Below are 15,744 nucleotides of genomic sequence, written 5' to 3'. Positions count from 1 at the left end.
TAAAATCAGTACAAGATTGTATTTTCGTGATTAAATTTAATAATCACATTCCTTTAAAAAGCGTCTGGCGTTGCATAGCTAAGGGCTAGCTACCGCCAAAGCCTCGCTATAGTACCTTTAAAATGGATGGAGTCAATTACATACTCAAAAAATAAAGTCTGAAGTGGTGTTGTTAAATAACTTAATGATCTATGTGTTGAGTATATAGCAATGACTCTGTAAGTAATTTTGAGGATTACGTACAGATGGCCAGAGCAAGTTCAATAGATAATGTTGATACTCTTGTTGTTATCACGAAGTCAGATATAACGCAAAACGATGTTGAAGCGCAAGAAAGAATAGAGCAGATTAAAAAGTTTTCTAAAATGTATTTGCTTCCTTGTATTGAGGCAAGTTCCAAAACAAATGATAAGATAGCCCTTATCAAAGATTGGACCGTTAATGTAACCCAAGGACTGGAGTTCGATATTGAAGAAACTCTTAATCCCGGCAGTAAGCATGCCCCTAAATCCGGTGGTTGTTCTATTAGCTAAGTACATCTGGGCAGGAGGTCTTTACCCTGCTTGAGGGGAAATTGGGATGAGGGTGGCATCTAATGTTTGTTTAAATTATGTAAATAAATTAAAATACAGTTTAATCTTTTATTAAGCACTTATTATGCCGAGAATTCCTGAAGATACAGAACAATCTACAACTTTATCGAGAGCACCGACCATGGTGCTTAATAGTTATAACCAAACTGCACCTCAAGATCCGGCCTTACTTCAGCGCTCAAACGCAATGAGGCTTGCCAATATTGGATTTTGGTTTACTATGGGCGGCAATGAAGAGCTACCTGAATATTCAGAGCAGGAATGTGACAATCCTGAAGAGTGTAGGCCTGGCTGTCGTTAAAAATAAATTCTCTGTTACAAAATTTCAAAAACACAGACCTATTTATTTTTGAATTTTTTAAAGATTAAGCTCAATTGCATGGATGGTTTGATTATCATACAATTCGCCTGTTATTTGTAACTCTCCACCTTATTCCGAACAGCATGAGGGAGGATGGGGTGAATTACAGGTATTTAATCATTTAACAGAGGAGATGTTTGATGGCTGGTTTTTTTGGTGGCAATGATAATAAATTGAGTAACTTGGCAACGAAAGAAAATATGATGGTTGTTGGCGGTATTATTGCTGCTTGCTCATTAGCTGCAATATCAATGACGGCTTTTTTTGTTGCGCTGGCTGTTACAATTTCTTTTTTCGGATACCAAGCGATGCAAGATCAAAAAGGTCCATCATTTAGCTTTGGTAACTAGATAGCTCGATGGGCTATCGTAGGTCGGGTCCATGGCCCGACATTTCTCATCTTTATCATCAAAATCTTAGATATATCATATCCGGCCATGGCCGACACTAAATTCTCGCACTGTCTACACCAAACGGTTTGTTGGGATTCCGCGAACAAGCCGCTGCCTTGAACCATCTCACAAATGATACATTCATTTAAAGTCACCTAAATAAGCTATTGATATCAATGCAGAAATCATTTTTGGTAAGAAAAGTAGTTACGGCTATACTCTCTCTTCTAGTACTAACTCCCGCCCATGCGGGAATTCCTTTGTTCTCCTTGATCCCGTTAACAAATAACCATATAACTGTTCCAGTTAATGGTGTAAAAATTATCAAATATCAAGTGACGAACCATTCAAAAAAAACACATACACTAATAATGCAGCCGATAACGGGCATCAGTCAGATAAGCACCCCGGGAAATTGTTCTAATCCACTTATTCTAGGCTCTCAGCAATCATGTATTTTGAGTTTGCAAATTAACGGGAATAATACAGTTTGTACCGCTGCCGGGTTGCCTAATATTGATACCAATTTATTCCAGCTTGGTTTTGGTAGTTTTGTAACTGGTTATTCTTATTGGACTTCTACTGAGTCTTCCAGCGCTCCAAAATTCGATGCGTGGGTTCATGTTTTCAATTATGGTACGAGCCTCCAGCTTTACACTGCTAAAACGAGTGAGAATTTCCGTTACGTAAGATGTGTTCGCGCGATAACTTTTTAATCGCATCATCGCTCGGTTCAAGTAAGATGTAATCAAAAAGCCCCTTTCGCGTTATTTGCAAAGGGGAAATTCAAAAAAATAGAGGGATAGGATAATCCAAGAAATTTTAGCAGGGGTAGCTAGAAGCATACATTCGATAATGGGTTTCGCAGTCTTCCGTAAATAAATGCTCGCATCCGTAGGTTGTTAGGGTTCGTTTTTTTACAGAAATATCTGTTTTTTCCAGAAGATACTTCTTGTTTTTTTTATTCCAACAACAGTTTTTATCGCCAAAATAGTTCACCATTTGTTTTTTATGGGTTTATGTTGATTATTATGAATTAATTTGATTCATTTTTTTGATTTGATTAAATTTATCTTTCTTTGCCTAATAAAAATTCGTACTGCATTTAAATCTATACTCAAAATTAATGGTTATGATCATTATTTGATCTTATAGGTATGGGTGTTTACAGGGAGTATTTGTCATGGTTGTTAGTACGGATTTAACAAAGTTAGGAAGTCCAAGTGCACTTAGTCTATTCGCAAATTCAGAAACCATACCAGCCATGGTTTCGGCAGGGGTCGTGTTAGCAGTTAGTGCCGCTCTGTTCACCTACGCAGAATTTAAAAATTATCAAGATAAAAAACATAAAGAAAAGGTTGAAAAAGTTAATGCGTTTTACGCCTTACATTTAAAACAAATAACGGTTCCACATCGCGGGAAAATTCACGGATTTCCTCCTATTTTTCAGTTGGTTGATGGAAAATATCAATCCATGCATTTTACTCCTGAGCAAGTCAAGGATATTGGTTCGGATGTGATTCATGGGACTGACATTGCTTTATCAAGTTATCGAGAATCGGTACGGGCTGCAATCAAAAAGCTGCAAGAGTACTATTTTGCTCGTAAAGATGGGGGGAAAGTGAAAGCAGATGATGTAACTGCGGGAGTGCTTTCCTATTTAATGCAAATGTTGGATACCAAATGCCTTAATTTTTTGGGTTACGATTATGACATTGCCTATTTGGATGCCATTTGTAAATTCATTAATGCTTATTCTTCACAAGATAGCGGGGAAAAGAGCCAACATTTTAGCCGTCTGGCACCAATCTATAGACATCTCCTAAAAGCAAAACAAAAATTGGAAAAACACAAAGAAGTATTATCCTTACAAGAGACTGTTGCTGAGCTGAAAGATAGTTGTGTTAGTCACAGTGATCGTTTGATTCGTATGTTAGTGAAAATGGTGGTTCATGACGATGATACCGATTTGGCGGACACCGTCGACCATGAAGAATTACAAGAGGGCATTCTCCGTCAACATTATATCCATTCGGAAATAAAGGGAGTCGAGGTTTGGTCTGATAAAGAAATAAAAATTCCCAATTCTATTTTCAAGGAATGGATAAAAAATTTATCAGAATATTATCTAGCGTCATTAAGTGTTGATTTAAAAGAAGAAAATAAAATTACATCGCCCCAACTTTTTTTTGCTTTGCTTCATAAAGCGAAAAGTATGTTGGAGAGAAAGCAGTTTGCTCATTCTACAGAGCAGGAACAGATTGAACATGAGTTAAGACACATCCGCAAAGTGTTTCGTGAAAGTGGCAATTTCATTAGCACCCGCTTTAATAAAATTAGTAAGAAGTTTGAGATTGTTAGTGATCCCCTACATCTTATTGATCGCTCCTTGGTGATGGCAAATATTGCAAAACTGGCACATGAGATTATTTCCTTACAATATTTATCGGCCCACCTTTTAAAATCCATCCAATTATTGGGTGATATTTATGTGAGAAACCCGACCCATTTTTGTAAAATTTTTCAGGTTTTAGAAAGCTTATGTATTTTAATTAAAGTTGATGTTCAGGCGACCAAGAAAGCATTTATTGAACTTCAGGAAGATAATCAAAACAATATGCAAATTGAGGAGAAAGAGGCTTTTCCGAATCAAATACGTGACTTACTGGACGCTGTGTTTGGGGAAATCAAAGATTTAGGGGAGCAGGTGAAAGAATGCCGGAAAATGGCAATTAGATCTATTTCCACGCCAACTGTAAAGTCGGTTAAATATGAAATGTTGGAAATCGCCACGACTATTTCCAAAATGTATTTTACTAATTTTAATGAATTAACCCAAGAGCAGCTTGCGGATGAATCATATATAGATAGTTGTCTTGATACGTCAGAAGAGTTACCCAAGCAAATTCTTGAGCTGGGGAGTGAGCAAGAACGCAGCGTGGTTATTTTGGAGCAATTAACTCAAAGTATTTATGTGCGAATTATGGAAATCCAAAATACTGAACTTTATCGTTCTAAAACCTATTTCAATATTTATGATGCTTTAGTGAATATGAAGGATAAAACAGTAGCTTTACTCAATGAAAATTCTACAGTAGCTGAACGCCATGATAAAGCTGATAAAATGTTGCTGTTAACCAGCTCATTACTTAAAGAAACTTTAGCTTTTGTCATGCGGCCAACGGCTGAGCGTCAAGCTGGGGCAACGGCATTCTTTAACACGATTAAGCGTCAGTTAAGCGATAAAGAAAATGCTGATTTTATTGACCGCCATCATAATATGATTTCGCGTTATATCTACACAAATATTTATAGCCAGGGGTTCTTTCGTACCGATACTCGTAAAAAACTAGCTGCCTTTGAGGAGGCTTGTTTGCAAGCTACTCATTGAACCCATTACTGGTTTTGTCTTTTATTATTCATTTCGTGTACCGCTCATCAATGAAATACCGTGTTTTTTACGGTATTTTGTTGTCCCTCATCGATTGTAAAAAAGGTTTATGTGTGAATTCCAGGGGCTCCTGGCGATGAAGTGGATTTTGTAGTAACTCATTTCGTTTACTGCGGCACAAAAAATTGAATCTTCAGTTCAAGTTGATGGCTTAAAAAAGGTTTCACATTTAGATGAGCCTATCTTTATAATGCAGTAATAACCATTTCATTTAAAGAGCTGCTCAGAGTAATGCAAATCCTTTTTTTTCGATGATGGCAGTAAATTCAAGCCGACCTCCTATTCCATTGCTCTGTCAGTCAATAGAAATTTATTTCATAAAAGAAATAATTCAGTGTTAAACAACAGCGTTTTTAGTGATAGCAATTCTGCAAAAAGAGAACGAAATCGGAATTATTCAAATGTGGGTTCTCATGATGAGATGGAGTTAACGTTTAATTTAGAGGGATAAGAGATCTAATTGTCGTACCGACTTGGATGTGACACATTCTTGATAAGTTGAGGTCTATTGCTAAACTTTATATTTAAGTTTGGTGTTTTATCGGTACTTTTTTAAATATGACTAAGGATTGGTTATGGTTGCTTCAGTAAAAAATAGTTTTTTATCTTTATCCGTTTTATGTTTCTTGGGTTTTAGTACCACTCTATTTGCAGAAATATCCCCTCAAATCGATACTATTCTTACAGACCGCGCTTCCGGTAATCACCCAATACCTAAAGAGGTTTTTACTAAAGATACCCCTGTTCTTTATGTTTTTTGGAAATCAACTCAGCTGAAGGAAGGGCAAAAAATAAAGTCAGTTTGGATAGCAGAAGAGACCAATCATATTGCACCACCTAATTATAAAATTGATGAAGTAGAATTAACGCTGCAGCCTGGAATGGCAGCTAATCTAATCGCGCTGTTACCGGGTAATCAATGGAGTGGTAAATTTAAAATAACCAAACCTAATACGGGCTGGCCAGTTGGTAAATATCATATGGATATTTATGTAGATAATGCTTTAGTTAAATCAATAAAATTTAATGTTGCGCAGGTTACTCAAGCGGGCACAGAAGATAAAAAATCAGCTGGAGGTTGGGGGGTTATCTCTGTTGACTCTGCCAGTCGCGACCAAGACTGTGCTTATGGTATTGGTGGTGGTTCTTCTCGCGAAGAGGCAGAAAAAAATGCGCAAAAGTTCTGTAATGAAGCGGGTGGTGAACAATGCGGTGCGGTAATAGCTTATCAACAGTGTGGGGCTTTTGCTCTTTCTAAAAGTCATGATGGAGCGGGGACGGGGAGTAGCAAAGAAATTGCAGAAGATATGGCGATAAGTCAATGTAAAGACCCAGATTGTTTAATCATTGCCTCCGATTGTAATTAGTCAAAAACGTCGATACACCGCGGCTTGCCCGCGGTTGGATTATCCACTTTTCTTCAATTGATTAATAAACGTATGTAAGGCTTTACCAAGATCAGTAAGCAGTGGTTTGTTCCTATTCTCAAGCACAATGTTGCCAAGCAATTTAAATCCCATTGCTAAACAGGTCGCATCATTTTCATTAAGCTCTACTTGTTGTTTCACTCTTTCTCAGATTGTAAATAGATCTTAAAGGCTTGCATCAATTAAGCTTTATTAATTAATATGGGCTTAAATTTTTTTACGCATAGGGTTGAAAACGCAGGATGCTATGTCAAACCACATCAATTTTTTAAGCTCTAAACGAGGATGGGTATTTTTACTACTCATATTCTGGGTGAACATGGCAAGAGCGATTCAGCCTCCATCCATCGGAAATTTTTCCTTATCTTCCTCACAACAACCCGGTCCATTTTTCTCTTTTGGTCAAAATATTATTGATAAAGATCAATTGCTTATTTCTTATTCTCCTGATTACTTATACAGTAAAACGCAGAGTATTATTGAGGGAACTCCCTCTTTTCTCTATGGGATAACCGACTCTGCTTCTGTACTGTTGACCGTTCCCGTTGCTTTAAAATATATAAATGGTACGAAAGTACTGTCTGGAATGGGGGATTTGGTTTTCGATTTAGAATATGCCTTTTACAGTAAGGAAAATGCATACTACTCAGATCAAGCTACAATTATTTTCTCCCCTACAGTTCCTACCAGTAATTTAGATGAGTTGTCGAAGAAACTTAATCCAACCAGCCGTACCTCCGGATTTTCGAAAGAAAATGCGCCTTCTAATTTTAATGCAATGACTTATTTTATTGGCTCAACTTACGCGCGTACCTTAGTTGACTGGTATGGTTTTGTTGCTCCAGGTGTATTATTCATCGAAAGATATGATTCCATTCAGCAAGGAACACAATATTATTACAATTTAGGAGTAGGGCGTACTATTAAATCCCTGGAAAAGAAATACATATTCTTTGGTTTAGTGGAATTGAATGGCCAATATAGCGATAAAACCAAATTAGGCTCAGGTGTTGTTCCTAATACTGGGGGAAATATTATTTATGCAACCCCATCGCTCTGGTTTTCTACCCCTAAAATGACGCTGCAAGTCGGCCTTTCCTTACCTATTACGCAACGATGGTATGGTAATCAAAGTAAAATCTCCTACTATTCAGGCGCTATTATTACGTGGACTATTCATTAACAATTTCTTTTATCTAAACTTAAAGTTAGACTGGACTGTCAAGCCCAGCAAACACGTTGACTCCAAGCCGATATTGTCTTTGGTTTAGAGGCAAACAACTACAAAATAGGAATGCTCTCTCGCCATTGCAACCAATTGCCTTTAGGATAAGGCTCGGCAAGATCCACTAAATGCAATGTATAAGTGTGCCTTGATTTTTGAGAGTGATTTGCTTTGCTTTTATGAGGTACTTGTCCATAAGTAGTGTTGGTCTGGCATAATGGATGGTGCTATATGCGCATTTATTTAGATAATAACCATATTCAAGAACTAGTAAAAAATCAAGATTTAATATTGGCAAAAAAATTGAAATCTCATCAAATAGAGCTGCTGTTTTCTTTTATTAATTTGTTAGAAATTACCCAAGGGGAGCTGAAGGAAAAGGTTCTGGATGTTGCGGATTTTCTGGAAAAATGTAAATTGCTTTATCTTAAAAAACCAAAGCTTCTTTTTGAGAGAGAATTATTTATTTTTTTAAATAAAGACAGCATAGATCCAGGTTTTATTACCCAGAATTTTAATGATTGTATGGAGCACTCTCTTACTTTAGGGCTTCCCAAGCTAATTGACCTTATTGGTTATATTAAAAGCAATAATATATCGGAATTAATTCGTTTAAGCACTAGAGATGAAATTTTTAACAGAAAAGAGCTTTTTAGCAGAAAGTTTCTTGAGCAATGGGGAAAATCCAATGAAGGAATCTCAAGAAATTGGGGAAGCAAAGGTATTGGCAGGAACTGGAAAAATTACGTATCACAAAACTATATGAAACAATATATAAATATGATCTCGATTATAAACGGGATTATTCATCAAATAGATGATAGTTCTCCATCCGACTTTTTATCTTTTTCTATGTGTTTTTTTACTCAACATATAAGACACGAACAAAAAGGCAAAAAATGGACACAAAATGATTTTTTTGATATTCAACAATGCATGGCTATACCATTTGTAGATTACTTTGTTACTGATCAAGGTAACCCTTGCGCATCAAACCAAGTGAAAGCAAGACTCAAAAAAGATATTCCTTGCTTATCAAAAACGGAAATTATTGATTCATTAGAAATGTTAGAGCTATTTTTAATAGAATCCTCATGAACGAGCTCGGTCCATCATTTAAAAGAATTTTGAAACTCAATAGAAATTATTCACTGTATCTCAATCCTTGTTAATTGAGAGTGTTGTGGACAAAGTCCTCTTTGATTTAATTGTAGTTTAGCTGGATTATAGATTGCTAAAATTTTTTCTTACTAAATTAACTGTCAGGTTAAAGTATACCCTAAATGGACGTCAGGGGTGTGTTGAAAAATGGTGTCAGGAAAATATACTTTTTAAAAACATTGACACTTCATGGTCAAGGTTATAGAATTTAACCTGACACTATTAGGTAATTAAAACTATGGCTGGAAAAAATATTGGATATATTCGCGTAAGTAGTTTTGATCAAAATACTGAACGCCAATTAGAGGGCATAAAGTTAGATAAAGTTTTTATCGATAAAGCATCTGGAAAAGATGTTCAGCGTCCCCAGCTGAAGGCATTATTAAATTATGTTCGAGATGGAGATACTATCGTTGTCCATAGCATGGATAGGCTCGCTCGCAATTTGGTTGACTTAAGAAATTTAGTTAATGAAGTTACGAAAAGGGATATTTGTATTAAATTCTTCAAAGAAAATTTAATTTTTACTAATGAAAATTCTCCTATGGCAACCTTGATGCTTTCTATAATGGGGGCTTTTGCGGAGTTTGAGAGATCACTTTTAAAAGAAAGACAGCGGGAAGGAATCGAACTAGCAAAAAAAAGGGGGGCTTATCCTGGCCGGAAAAAAATTTTAAATGATGAGCAAATTAATATGATAAGAGAGCGGATTGAGCGAGGCGAGAAAAAAGCCGTTCTTGCTCGTGAGTTAGGTATTAGTAGAGAGACACTTTATCAATATATTAGATCTTTTTAGGAGGTAAATGTAATTTTGAATGAAACTTCCAGCAAAATTTTAGTTAATAGTACCAAAAGTTATGCGTAATGGAGTATGAAATTGTTCATTTTCTAAGTAGCGTTTAATATTTTTTTGGGACTCACCCAAAAAATCCATTTTCGACTTTGAATCATTAGTATCTCTATAATCACGGAATGACCGATGATGCATTTCAATAATAAAAAATCTAGCATCTGATAAGTAAAGTTTGCATTGATAGAGGTCGTATTTTATGTCGTAATTAAAAACCGCTTTTATAATCTGTGCATTAAATGGACTAATTGTTGCAGTTATTAATTCTTTAAATACATCTAAATTTTCCATTTTTGGGCCTTAGTTTAAGTAAGTACAAAAAGTATCTATAACGTAAAGTCAAGAAAATTCTACGAGGGTGAAGCAGAATCTAAGTATATATTATTATTAATTATATTATAGATATTATAGGGCATCATAAGGAGTTTTTTAGGCTTGCTTTTAAAAGAGAGCAATTTTTACTCTCGAGCTTAATTCCATTAACAACTAATAATAGGCAATTATCGTGCATGAAATAAAAATTTCTACCAGACTCTAGGAATATGTTTGGGAAAAATTAGGCGAGATTGCCGTAGAATAATGACGACCCTGTTTCTTTACTAATTCTATTTAACGATTATCAATTCAATTTTTTTACAACGGGGCCACTGCTATGGTGTTGTCCAGGTCACGAGAGACAATCCCATTCAAACTTTGATTTCAGTCTGTAGAATAAAAAGCAACCCAATCCTACTATAAGTAGTATAAATAAAAAGAGCATAGCTATAGCGCATTGCATATTTAATATATATGCAAAAATACAAGCAACGCCTAAAAGCCATAATATAGGACTCATAATTCCCAATATAATCAAAGTGGATAGCCCACTACGCATATTATTCAATATCTTTTCTTGTTCTTTATCACAATAATACTTAATTAATAATTCCTTTGTTCTAATTTTTAAGAGGTTACTATAAAGGAAATATCCGCTTATAAAATCACCGAATAGTGTAAAAATACCGAAGATAGTGCCTAAAACAAAGAAGATAGATGCAAATTTGATAAAAATTGGAGGTGGGGAATTAATATTAGTAAAAAAATCTACCAAAGCAACGATTCCGCCGCTATTAAGTACTATAATTAAACTTTGAGAAAAACGGGTAGTTTTAATAAATTCAGATTTTATTTCTTTAATTTGTGATAAGTGCTGCTCTAAATCAGCTTGAGTATCATCGCTGTTGTTATGCATATGAAATCCATTCATAAACTTATTTAACTTAAGTTTAGCAAGATGGATAAATAAAGGATCCTAGGGCTCAATTTAATTAATAATTTAACTGATTAATCGTAATAATCAGAGCTGATAAACTATTGCTCTTAATTTGGTTTTAGTCGTATAAGCAGGTCTTGGTAACAAGATTAGCTTATACGGAGAATGAAACTACTAAAAGAGGCGATAGATATTTTATTGCTAGATTTTGCTATTTGGTTTGCCGCTTCAGAAATTTCAAGGGCACGGTTGCGATGTTGTTATCAGAGGCAATCACCTTTTGCTCTAACTAATCTTCCACAAGCGTTGCTTTTTTTCCCCATACCGCCCTTGTGCAAGGTCCAATCTTACTTCCTCTACACCTTTACTTTCTAAATGTTCAAAAAGTTTATTGTGATCTGTATTGTTCATTTTATAACATGTGGGATGTAGTATAGAAGTATAAGTATAGTTGATGGTTGATCATATCAATTAAATCTATAGGTTTTGATAGTCATCTATCAAATGTTCAAATTTAAGTCATATGAGAGGCGTTTGCTTATAATTTCCTACCTATTAATAAAGTGTACACTATTGATATATTGCCTGAGCATCTTTTTGCAGTAATAACTAAACGATTATGAAATAAAATTTGTTTATTGCCAGTTTGGGCTGGAATGCGGTAAAACCCTATTGTAAATTCGCTGTGGTATACTTTTGCCAAACTAAAAATAAGGAAAATTATATGGAAATCCAAAAACAATCTAACTATACAGAATCAACAGAGCCTCCCACCTTTATATTTCAGCATAATGGTGATTCACATTTCTTTATAAAAAGCGAATCCACCGGTCAAAGTGCGATTGAAGAATTTCCTAAAAACACACCAGAATGTAAAAGCTTTAAATTAAATCGAAATACCTATTATAAAGTTAAAATTTCTACAAAGGTGAAAAGCTTGTTAGATGTGATCTAAAAGGAATGAGGACGAAGAAGACATTAATATGTCAATACAAGTTAATGACTTATAGGATTGGCTAGGTTGCCGCGCATATTTGCGGGAATTTATTTCCATTCATCAAGTTAAATATAAGTATTGTCCAATAAGAACTTAGAATAATTAACCGTATTTCTTACATTTTTTTATCTTTTCCTTTTGTTTGATCGATAAATAGAATAGGGAAGCAAAGAAATCCCCCCGGCCTGTTGAAAAATATGTGTAAATACATATGTGTACGATAATACCGCATTATCCAAGCACCTATACTTAAAAAGATGGATCATGTTTTAGGAGAAAGGAAATGAATAACGAACCTAACCAACAACGTGGAGCTCAGGTTAAATCTGGTGATTTATTTGGTATAGATGGTTTTTGGGTTAACAAAGATCAAAATCATCATGAAGCTATAGTGGAAGCAGAGGCTAGCGATCAAGTTCCTGGGCATTCTGGAGCTTCCGGCCGTTTAATATACATATATTGGGGTAAAACAAGACCTACTCCAGAAGAAATCGACTCATTATTAAATTAAAATTTCTAGTAATGAGCTACCTTTACACACACTGTAGATAATGATCTAATCCTTTTATTTTCAGTGTGTTATATTTATTTATGCAAGGTCAATTTTTTAGAGTAGATAATTCAAATTTTAGCAAAAATTATTCCTTCCAATCATCTCCTTAAAAAAATAAATCAACTTGTAAGTTTCAGTTTTTGCGGTTTACTCACTGAGGACCTCCGGCCGGGATCTTTGTAAAAAAGGGTCATGATTAAATATTAATCAAATTATTTACTCTATACCGCAGATATACCATTTTTTTTAATATTTTATATCAAAGCCAACCATTTCTATTTGGGTTAATATTATCAAGGGTCATCTATTATAGGTAAAAAATCTTTTGATTCAGTTAATTACTGTGTCTCTGTATGGACATGACTCTTTTTTACAAAGATCCCGGCCGGAGGTCAATAATTACTCTACAAGGTCTGATTATGGTATTCAACGATAGTTTTATCTTCCAGCCACAAAAAAATTCTATAAAATTATTTATCGTCTTGTTTATTTAAAGCATAAAACACTTTTTTAATGAAATAATAAGTCCCAAATATTACAAAGACACCAATAAGAATTGAAATTAAAGTTTCTGGAATATGTAATGGCTTAATTGCCAGGTAGTGTTTAAATAACTGTGTCATCTCTTTTAATTTCGAGGCAATGGCAAGTTAACAGCAGAACAAAACTTTGAACCCTGGGGTTTAAGTGGGGGGCAAACGTGTCAGTTCAGGCTTCCCACGATTAACGTGATATAGCACAACACCGACAACAGAACGCGCTCCATAAAAAGCTTATCGGTTCAAACATTTTGTACTGCTGGCTTATAGTAAGTATAGCACTGGAATTGAAGAATAATAAATTTTATAACTATTTTTATCAACTAAGCGTTTGAAATCCTACGGACCAAAAAGATATTGCTATTCCTATGGGTGAACATAAAGAGAGCAGATCGATGCTTGCGTTTTTCTCCATAGAAATATTATAAACAATCAATAGAGTGTACTCTAACGATTGTTTATAATATTTCCATGAACCTACACGTATTATCTTCAATCCACTATCTTTGAGCTCCTCCATGCAAATAGCAATATTGATTCTATCCTCTAGGATTCCATGTGATTTGCTGATAAAAAAGGTATAAATTTAGTAGTATTCAATTCCAGTGCTATACTTACTATAAGCCAGCAGTACAAAATGTTTGAACCGATAAGCTTTTTATGGAGCGCGTTCTGTTGTCGGTGTTGTGCTATATCACGTTAATCGTGGGAAGCCTGAACTGACACGTTTGCCCCCCACCTAAACCCCAGGGTTCAAAGTTTTGTTCTGCTGGATTCTTTTATAGCTTATTTATTACCCTCTTTGTCTACTAAGTCGATTTTAATAATCCGATACGCATGGATATAAATGCGTGTTCTTATAAAATTCATTTTCAGGAATTTTTTACCTGCACGATGTTATAAATTAGTAGACATGTATATTAATTCGTTGGTGGGCTGGTAAGATTCAGCTCTCTGTATTTCTCAAGCAACTCTTCGCAATGTAATTGGTGAATAATAGGGATTGTTTTATCAGGATTATTTTCATTCCAGGATTTTACTTTTTTGTAATTATTACCATGACTCGGATCGTGATAAGCATTACCCCCTATAATTAGATAATCTTTGTCTTTGGGTTTTACCACAGGCCTTTTTGTTAAGTCTTGACAATTTCTTCCAAGGCCGATGATCTCTTCTGCAAACTCTTGTTTAGTTTTTTGTATAAAATTACCTGTTAAATAAAAGTGCTTTCCTTTGATTTCATCTAAAGAGTCTAAGGTATCAAAATTAAAATTTTGTTTTTTGAAAAAAGCCATATCAACCTCCATGTCTGTACCTATAATTATAGCGAACAAAATATAACCACGCCCATATTTAGATTCAATTAGAGATGGTGGTGACTGATGGCGCTCTCTGACATCATTAACCTCTGTTAATAATCTCGATAAATCGTATAGCAATTTAATTAAGAAAACTTAACAATATTACTTCACTTTATTAGTATTGATTTTTGGATGCCTTATGGAGAAAGGTAGGGTGGTTACGAAACTCCCCGTTTTATTGACTGCAAAAATGAATTTTACTCATCCAATTTAACATGTAAAAACTTAGCATGTTCTTCAAGCAATGTAGTCTCAAATTCAGAGTACGGAGGTTTTTGCTTGGATTGTTTAGAGTTTCTTGATCCAAAATGAAGACAATTTTTCTTTAGCAAGAATATGATTACCTTTGGCATCGTAACCGATAAAATCAAGTGCTATGATGCCCAGCGGCTTTTCATCTTGTGATATACAAAGTGCCGTATGCTGAAGCAAGCCTAATTGGGTGAATCGTCCTTGTTTACCAATAACACCCATATCTATTTTGGCACTGTGATTCGTATAATTGTAAAATGTACTGTCTTGAATCACATAAATATGCTCAGCGTCTTCTTCGTGAATTCGTTGAATCGTTTGATCTTGATGCGGGTTAAATAATAAATCCCTGGTATGGCTGAAGCATTCGTTAAAACGTTTAAAAGAGATTATGTGGCTTTTAGTGACCCCTTTGATGCTCATACCCTCATGAAACAATTACCTGAATGGTTTCATGACTATAATGAAAATGCTCCTCATAAAGGGCTAAAAATGATGGCACCAAGACAGTTTATCAGAGGTTTAAAGGAGGGCTAAGTGGTCCGGTTTTATAGGGGCAACTCCATCAGGCTAGTAATTGCAAGCTAATTTTGCAATGATTCCTTTTGTATAAAGCTTAAAAAATAATTTTTTGTCTTAAGCTTTTTTCTGCACGAAGTGACAGATAAAATTAGCCCTTTAAGCTCATGAGCGTTTTTTATGAAACCGATTCATTTATTAAAAGTAATTTTAGCGAGTACCTCTCCCAGACGCTTACAAATAGTAGAGGAACATGGATTGGCGGCTGTTGTTATGCCCGCAAATATTGACGAGATTCAGCAAAAAGAGGAAGAGGCGAAAGCTTATGTAACTCGACTTGCAAGGGAAAAAGCACAAGCTATTTTGCCGCGGGTTGATGCGGGCGCAGCAGATCTAATTCTTGCAGCAGATACCACTGTAGCTTATGAAGATCACATTTTAGAAAAACCACACGACACCAAAGATGCATACCGAATGTTAAGTATGCTCAGTGGAAAATCGCATACGGTTTATACGGGTTATGCTCTGGTTTTTTTACCAGAGCAACGATGGTGGATTGATTACGTGGCAACGCAGATTACTTTTCACCAGCTTACGGAACAACAAATACAAAACTACATTGATTCCGGAGATCCTTTTGATAAAGCAGGGGGATATGGCATCCAGAGCGTGCATGATACCTTTGTTAAAGAAATTAAAGGTTCGTATTACAATGTGATGGGTTTGCCTATTGAGGAAATTATGAAAAAACTCTCTAGTCAAAGCATCTAGTTACCTGTCGAGAAAAACGGAGGCTGAGCTTTACGGCCCA

The 15,744-nt window shown here is 35.2% G+C and carries 17 protein-coding genes and 1 pseudogene; 13 read left to right on the top strand and 5 right to left on the bottom strand.

Going from position 1 to position 15,744, the window contains the following annotated elements; genetic code table 11:
• Positions 1-245 precede the first annotated feature (245 nt).
• The 6 genes from J2N86_RS15060 to J2N86_RS15035 all read left to right on the top strand — a co-directional run bounded on the left by J2N86_RS15060 (position 246) and on the right by J2N86_RS15035 (position 6,164).
• On the top strand, positions 246-533 hold the full coding sequence (locus J2N86_RS15060) for a P-loop NTPase family protein (RefSeq protein ID WP_252582524.1): 288 nt from the start codon (positions 246-248) through the stop codon (positions 531-533).
• Positions 534-657: 124 nt separating this feature from the next.
• Positions 658-894 (top strand): hypothetical protein, encoded by a 237-nt coding sequence (locus tag J2N86_RS15055; protein ID WP_252582523.1) that lies wholly within the window; start codon positions 658-660, stop codon positions 892-894.
• 200 nt (positions 895-1,094) lie between these two features.
• The gene (locus J2N86_RS15050) at positions 1,095-1,304 is read left to right on the top strand and encodes a hypothetical protein (RefSeq protein ID WP_252582522.1); all 210 of its coding nucleotides are present in this window, start codon (positions 1,095-1,097) and stop codon (positions 1,302-1,304) included.
• A 218-nt stretch (positions 1,305-1,522) separates the two neighbouring features.
• Positions 1,523-2,062, top strand: a complete 540-nt coding sequence (locus tag J2N86_RS15045; RefSeq protein ID WP_252582521.1) for a DUF1566 domain-containing protein — start codon at positions 1,523-1,525, stop codon at positions 2,060-2,062.
• A gap of 467 nt (positions 2,063-2,529) precedes the next feature.
• A complete protein-coding gene (locus tag J2N86_RS15040) occupies positions 2,530-4,737 on the top strand; it encodes a hypothetical protein (protein ID WP_252582520.1) in 2,208 nt (735 codons plus the stop codon).
• Between the two features lie 635 nt (positions 4,738-5,372).
• Positions 5,373-6,164, top strand: coding sequence for a DUF4189 domain-containing protein (locus J2N86_RS15035; RefSeq protein WP_252582519.1), 792 nt, complete (start codon positions 5,373-5,375; stop codon positions 6,162-6,164).
• Between the two features lie 39 nt (positions 6,165-6,203).
• Here the strand turns inward: J2N86_RS15035 and J2N86_RS15030 are convergent, their stop codons facing one another.
• Positions 6,204-6,365 carry a DUF3861 family protein gene (locus J2N86_RS15030; RefSeq protein WP_252582518.1) on the bottom strand — a complete coding sequence of 54 codons (162 nt, stop codon included), beginning with the start codon at positions 6,363-6,365 and terminating at the stop codon, positions 6,204-6,206.
• Positions 6,366-6,471: 106 nt separating this feature from the next.
• On the opposite strand from J2N86_RS15030, the gene J2N86_RS15025 reads away from it, so the two are divergent.
• The 3 genes from J2N86_RS15025 (at position 6,472) to J2N86_RS15010 (ending at position 9,406) form a co-directional block, all read left to right on the top strand.
• Entirely contained in the window at positions 6,472-7,407 is a 936-nt protein-coding gene (locus J2N86_RS15025; RefSeq protein ID WP_252582517.1) for a hypothetical protein, read from the top strand.
• Between the two features lie 273 nt (positions 7,408-7,680).
• Positions 7,681-8,547, top strand: coding sequence for a hypothetical protein (locus tag J2N86_RS15015; protein ID WP_252582516.1), 867 nt, complete (start codon positions 7,681-7,683; stop codon positions 8,545-8,547).
• Between the two features lie 301 nt (positions 8,548-8,848).
• Positions 8,849-9,406: a recombinase family protein gene (locus J2N86_RS15010; RefSeq protein WP_252582515.1), complete on the top strand. Its 558-nt coding sequence runs from the start codon at positions 8,849-8,851 to the stop codon at positions 9,404-9,406.
• A 39-nt stretch (positions 9,407-9,445) separates the two neighbouring features.
• On the opposite strand, the gene J2N86_RS15005 is transcribed toward J2N86_RS15010, so the two are convergent.
• A complete protein-coding gene (locus tag J2N86_RS15005) occupies positions 9,446-9,751 on the bottom strand; it encodes a hypothetical protein (RefSeq protein ID WP_252582514.1) in 306 nt (101 codons plus the stop codon).
• A 376-nt stretch (positions 9,752-10,127) separates the two neighbouring features.
• Positions 10,128-10,691, bottom strand: coding sequence for a hypothetical protein (locus tag J2N86_RS15000; RefSeq protein ID WP_252582513.1), 564 nt, complete (start codon positions 10,689-10,691; stop codon positions 10,128-10,130).
• Between the two features lie 745 nt (positions 10,692-11,436).
• On the opposite strand from J2N86_RS15000, the gene J2N86_RS14995 reads away from it, so the two are divergent.
• A complete protein-coding gene (locus J2N86_RS14995; RefSeq protein ID WP_252582512.1) occupies positions 11,437-11,667 on the top strand; it encodes a hypothetical protein in 231 nt (76 codons plus the stop codon).
• Positions 11,668-11,992: 325 nt separating this feature from the next.
• On the top strand, positions 11,993-12,220 hold the full coding sequence (locus J2N86_RS14990; protein WP_252582511.1) for a hypothetical protein: 228 nt from the start codon (positions 11,993-11,995) through the stop codon (positions 12,218-12,220).
• Between the two features lie 1,501 nt (positions 12,221-13,721).
• Here the strand turns inward: J2N86_RS14990 and J2N86_RS14985 are convergent.
• Together J2N86_RS14985 and J2N86_RS14980 are read right to left on the bottom strand one after the other, a co-directional pair.
• Positions 13,722-14,096: a BRCT domain-containing protein gene (locus J2N86_RS14985; protein WP_252582510.1), complete on the bottom strand. Its 375-nt coding sequence runs from the start codon at positions 14,094-14,096 to the stop codon at positions 13,722-13,724.
• Between the two features lie 354 nt (positions 14,097-14,450).
• Entirely contained in the window at positions 14,451-14,837 is a 387-nt protein-coding gene (locus tag J2N86_RS14980) for a hypothetical protein (RefSeq protein ID WP_252582509.1), read from the bottom strand.
• Between J2N86_RS14980 and J2N86_RS14975 the strand changes: the two are divergent.
• Both J2N86_RS14975 and J2N86_RS14970 read left to right on the top strand, forming a co-directional pair.
• Positions 14,766-14,951 (top strand): annotated as a pseudogene (locus J2N86_RS14975) (integrase core domain-containing protein); the annotation flags it as partial. The gene J2N86_RS14980 and the pseudogene J2N86_RS14975 sit on opposite strands and share 72 nt — an antisense overlap.
• A 162-nt stretch (positions 14,952-15,113) precedes the next feature.
• Positions 15,114-15,704, top strand: a complete 591-nt coding sequence (locus J2N86_RS14970; protein ID WP_252582508.1) for a Maf family protein — start codon at positions 15,114-15,116, stop codon at positions 15,702-15,704.
• The last annotated feature ends 40 nt before the right edge of the window (positions 15,705-15,744 follow it).

The organism is Legionella lytica (assembly GCF_023921225.1).
Taxonomy (GTDB): Bacteria; Pseudomonadota; Gammaproteobacteria; order Legionellales; family Legionellaceae; genus Legionella; species Legionella lytica.
Note: the sequence above shows the minus strand (reverse complement) of the source record. Positions and strands in the feature narration are given on the sequence as shown.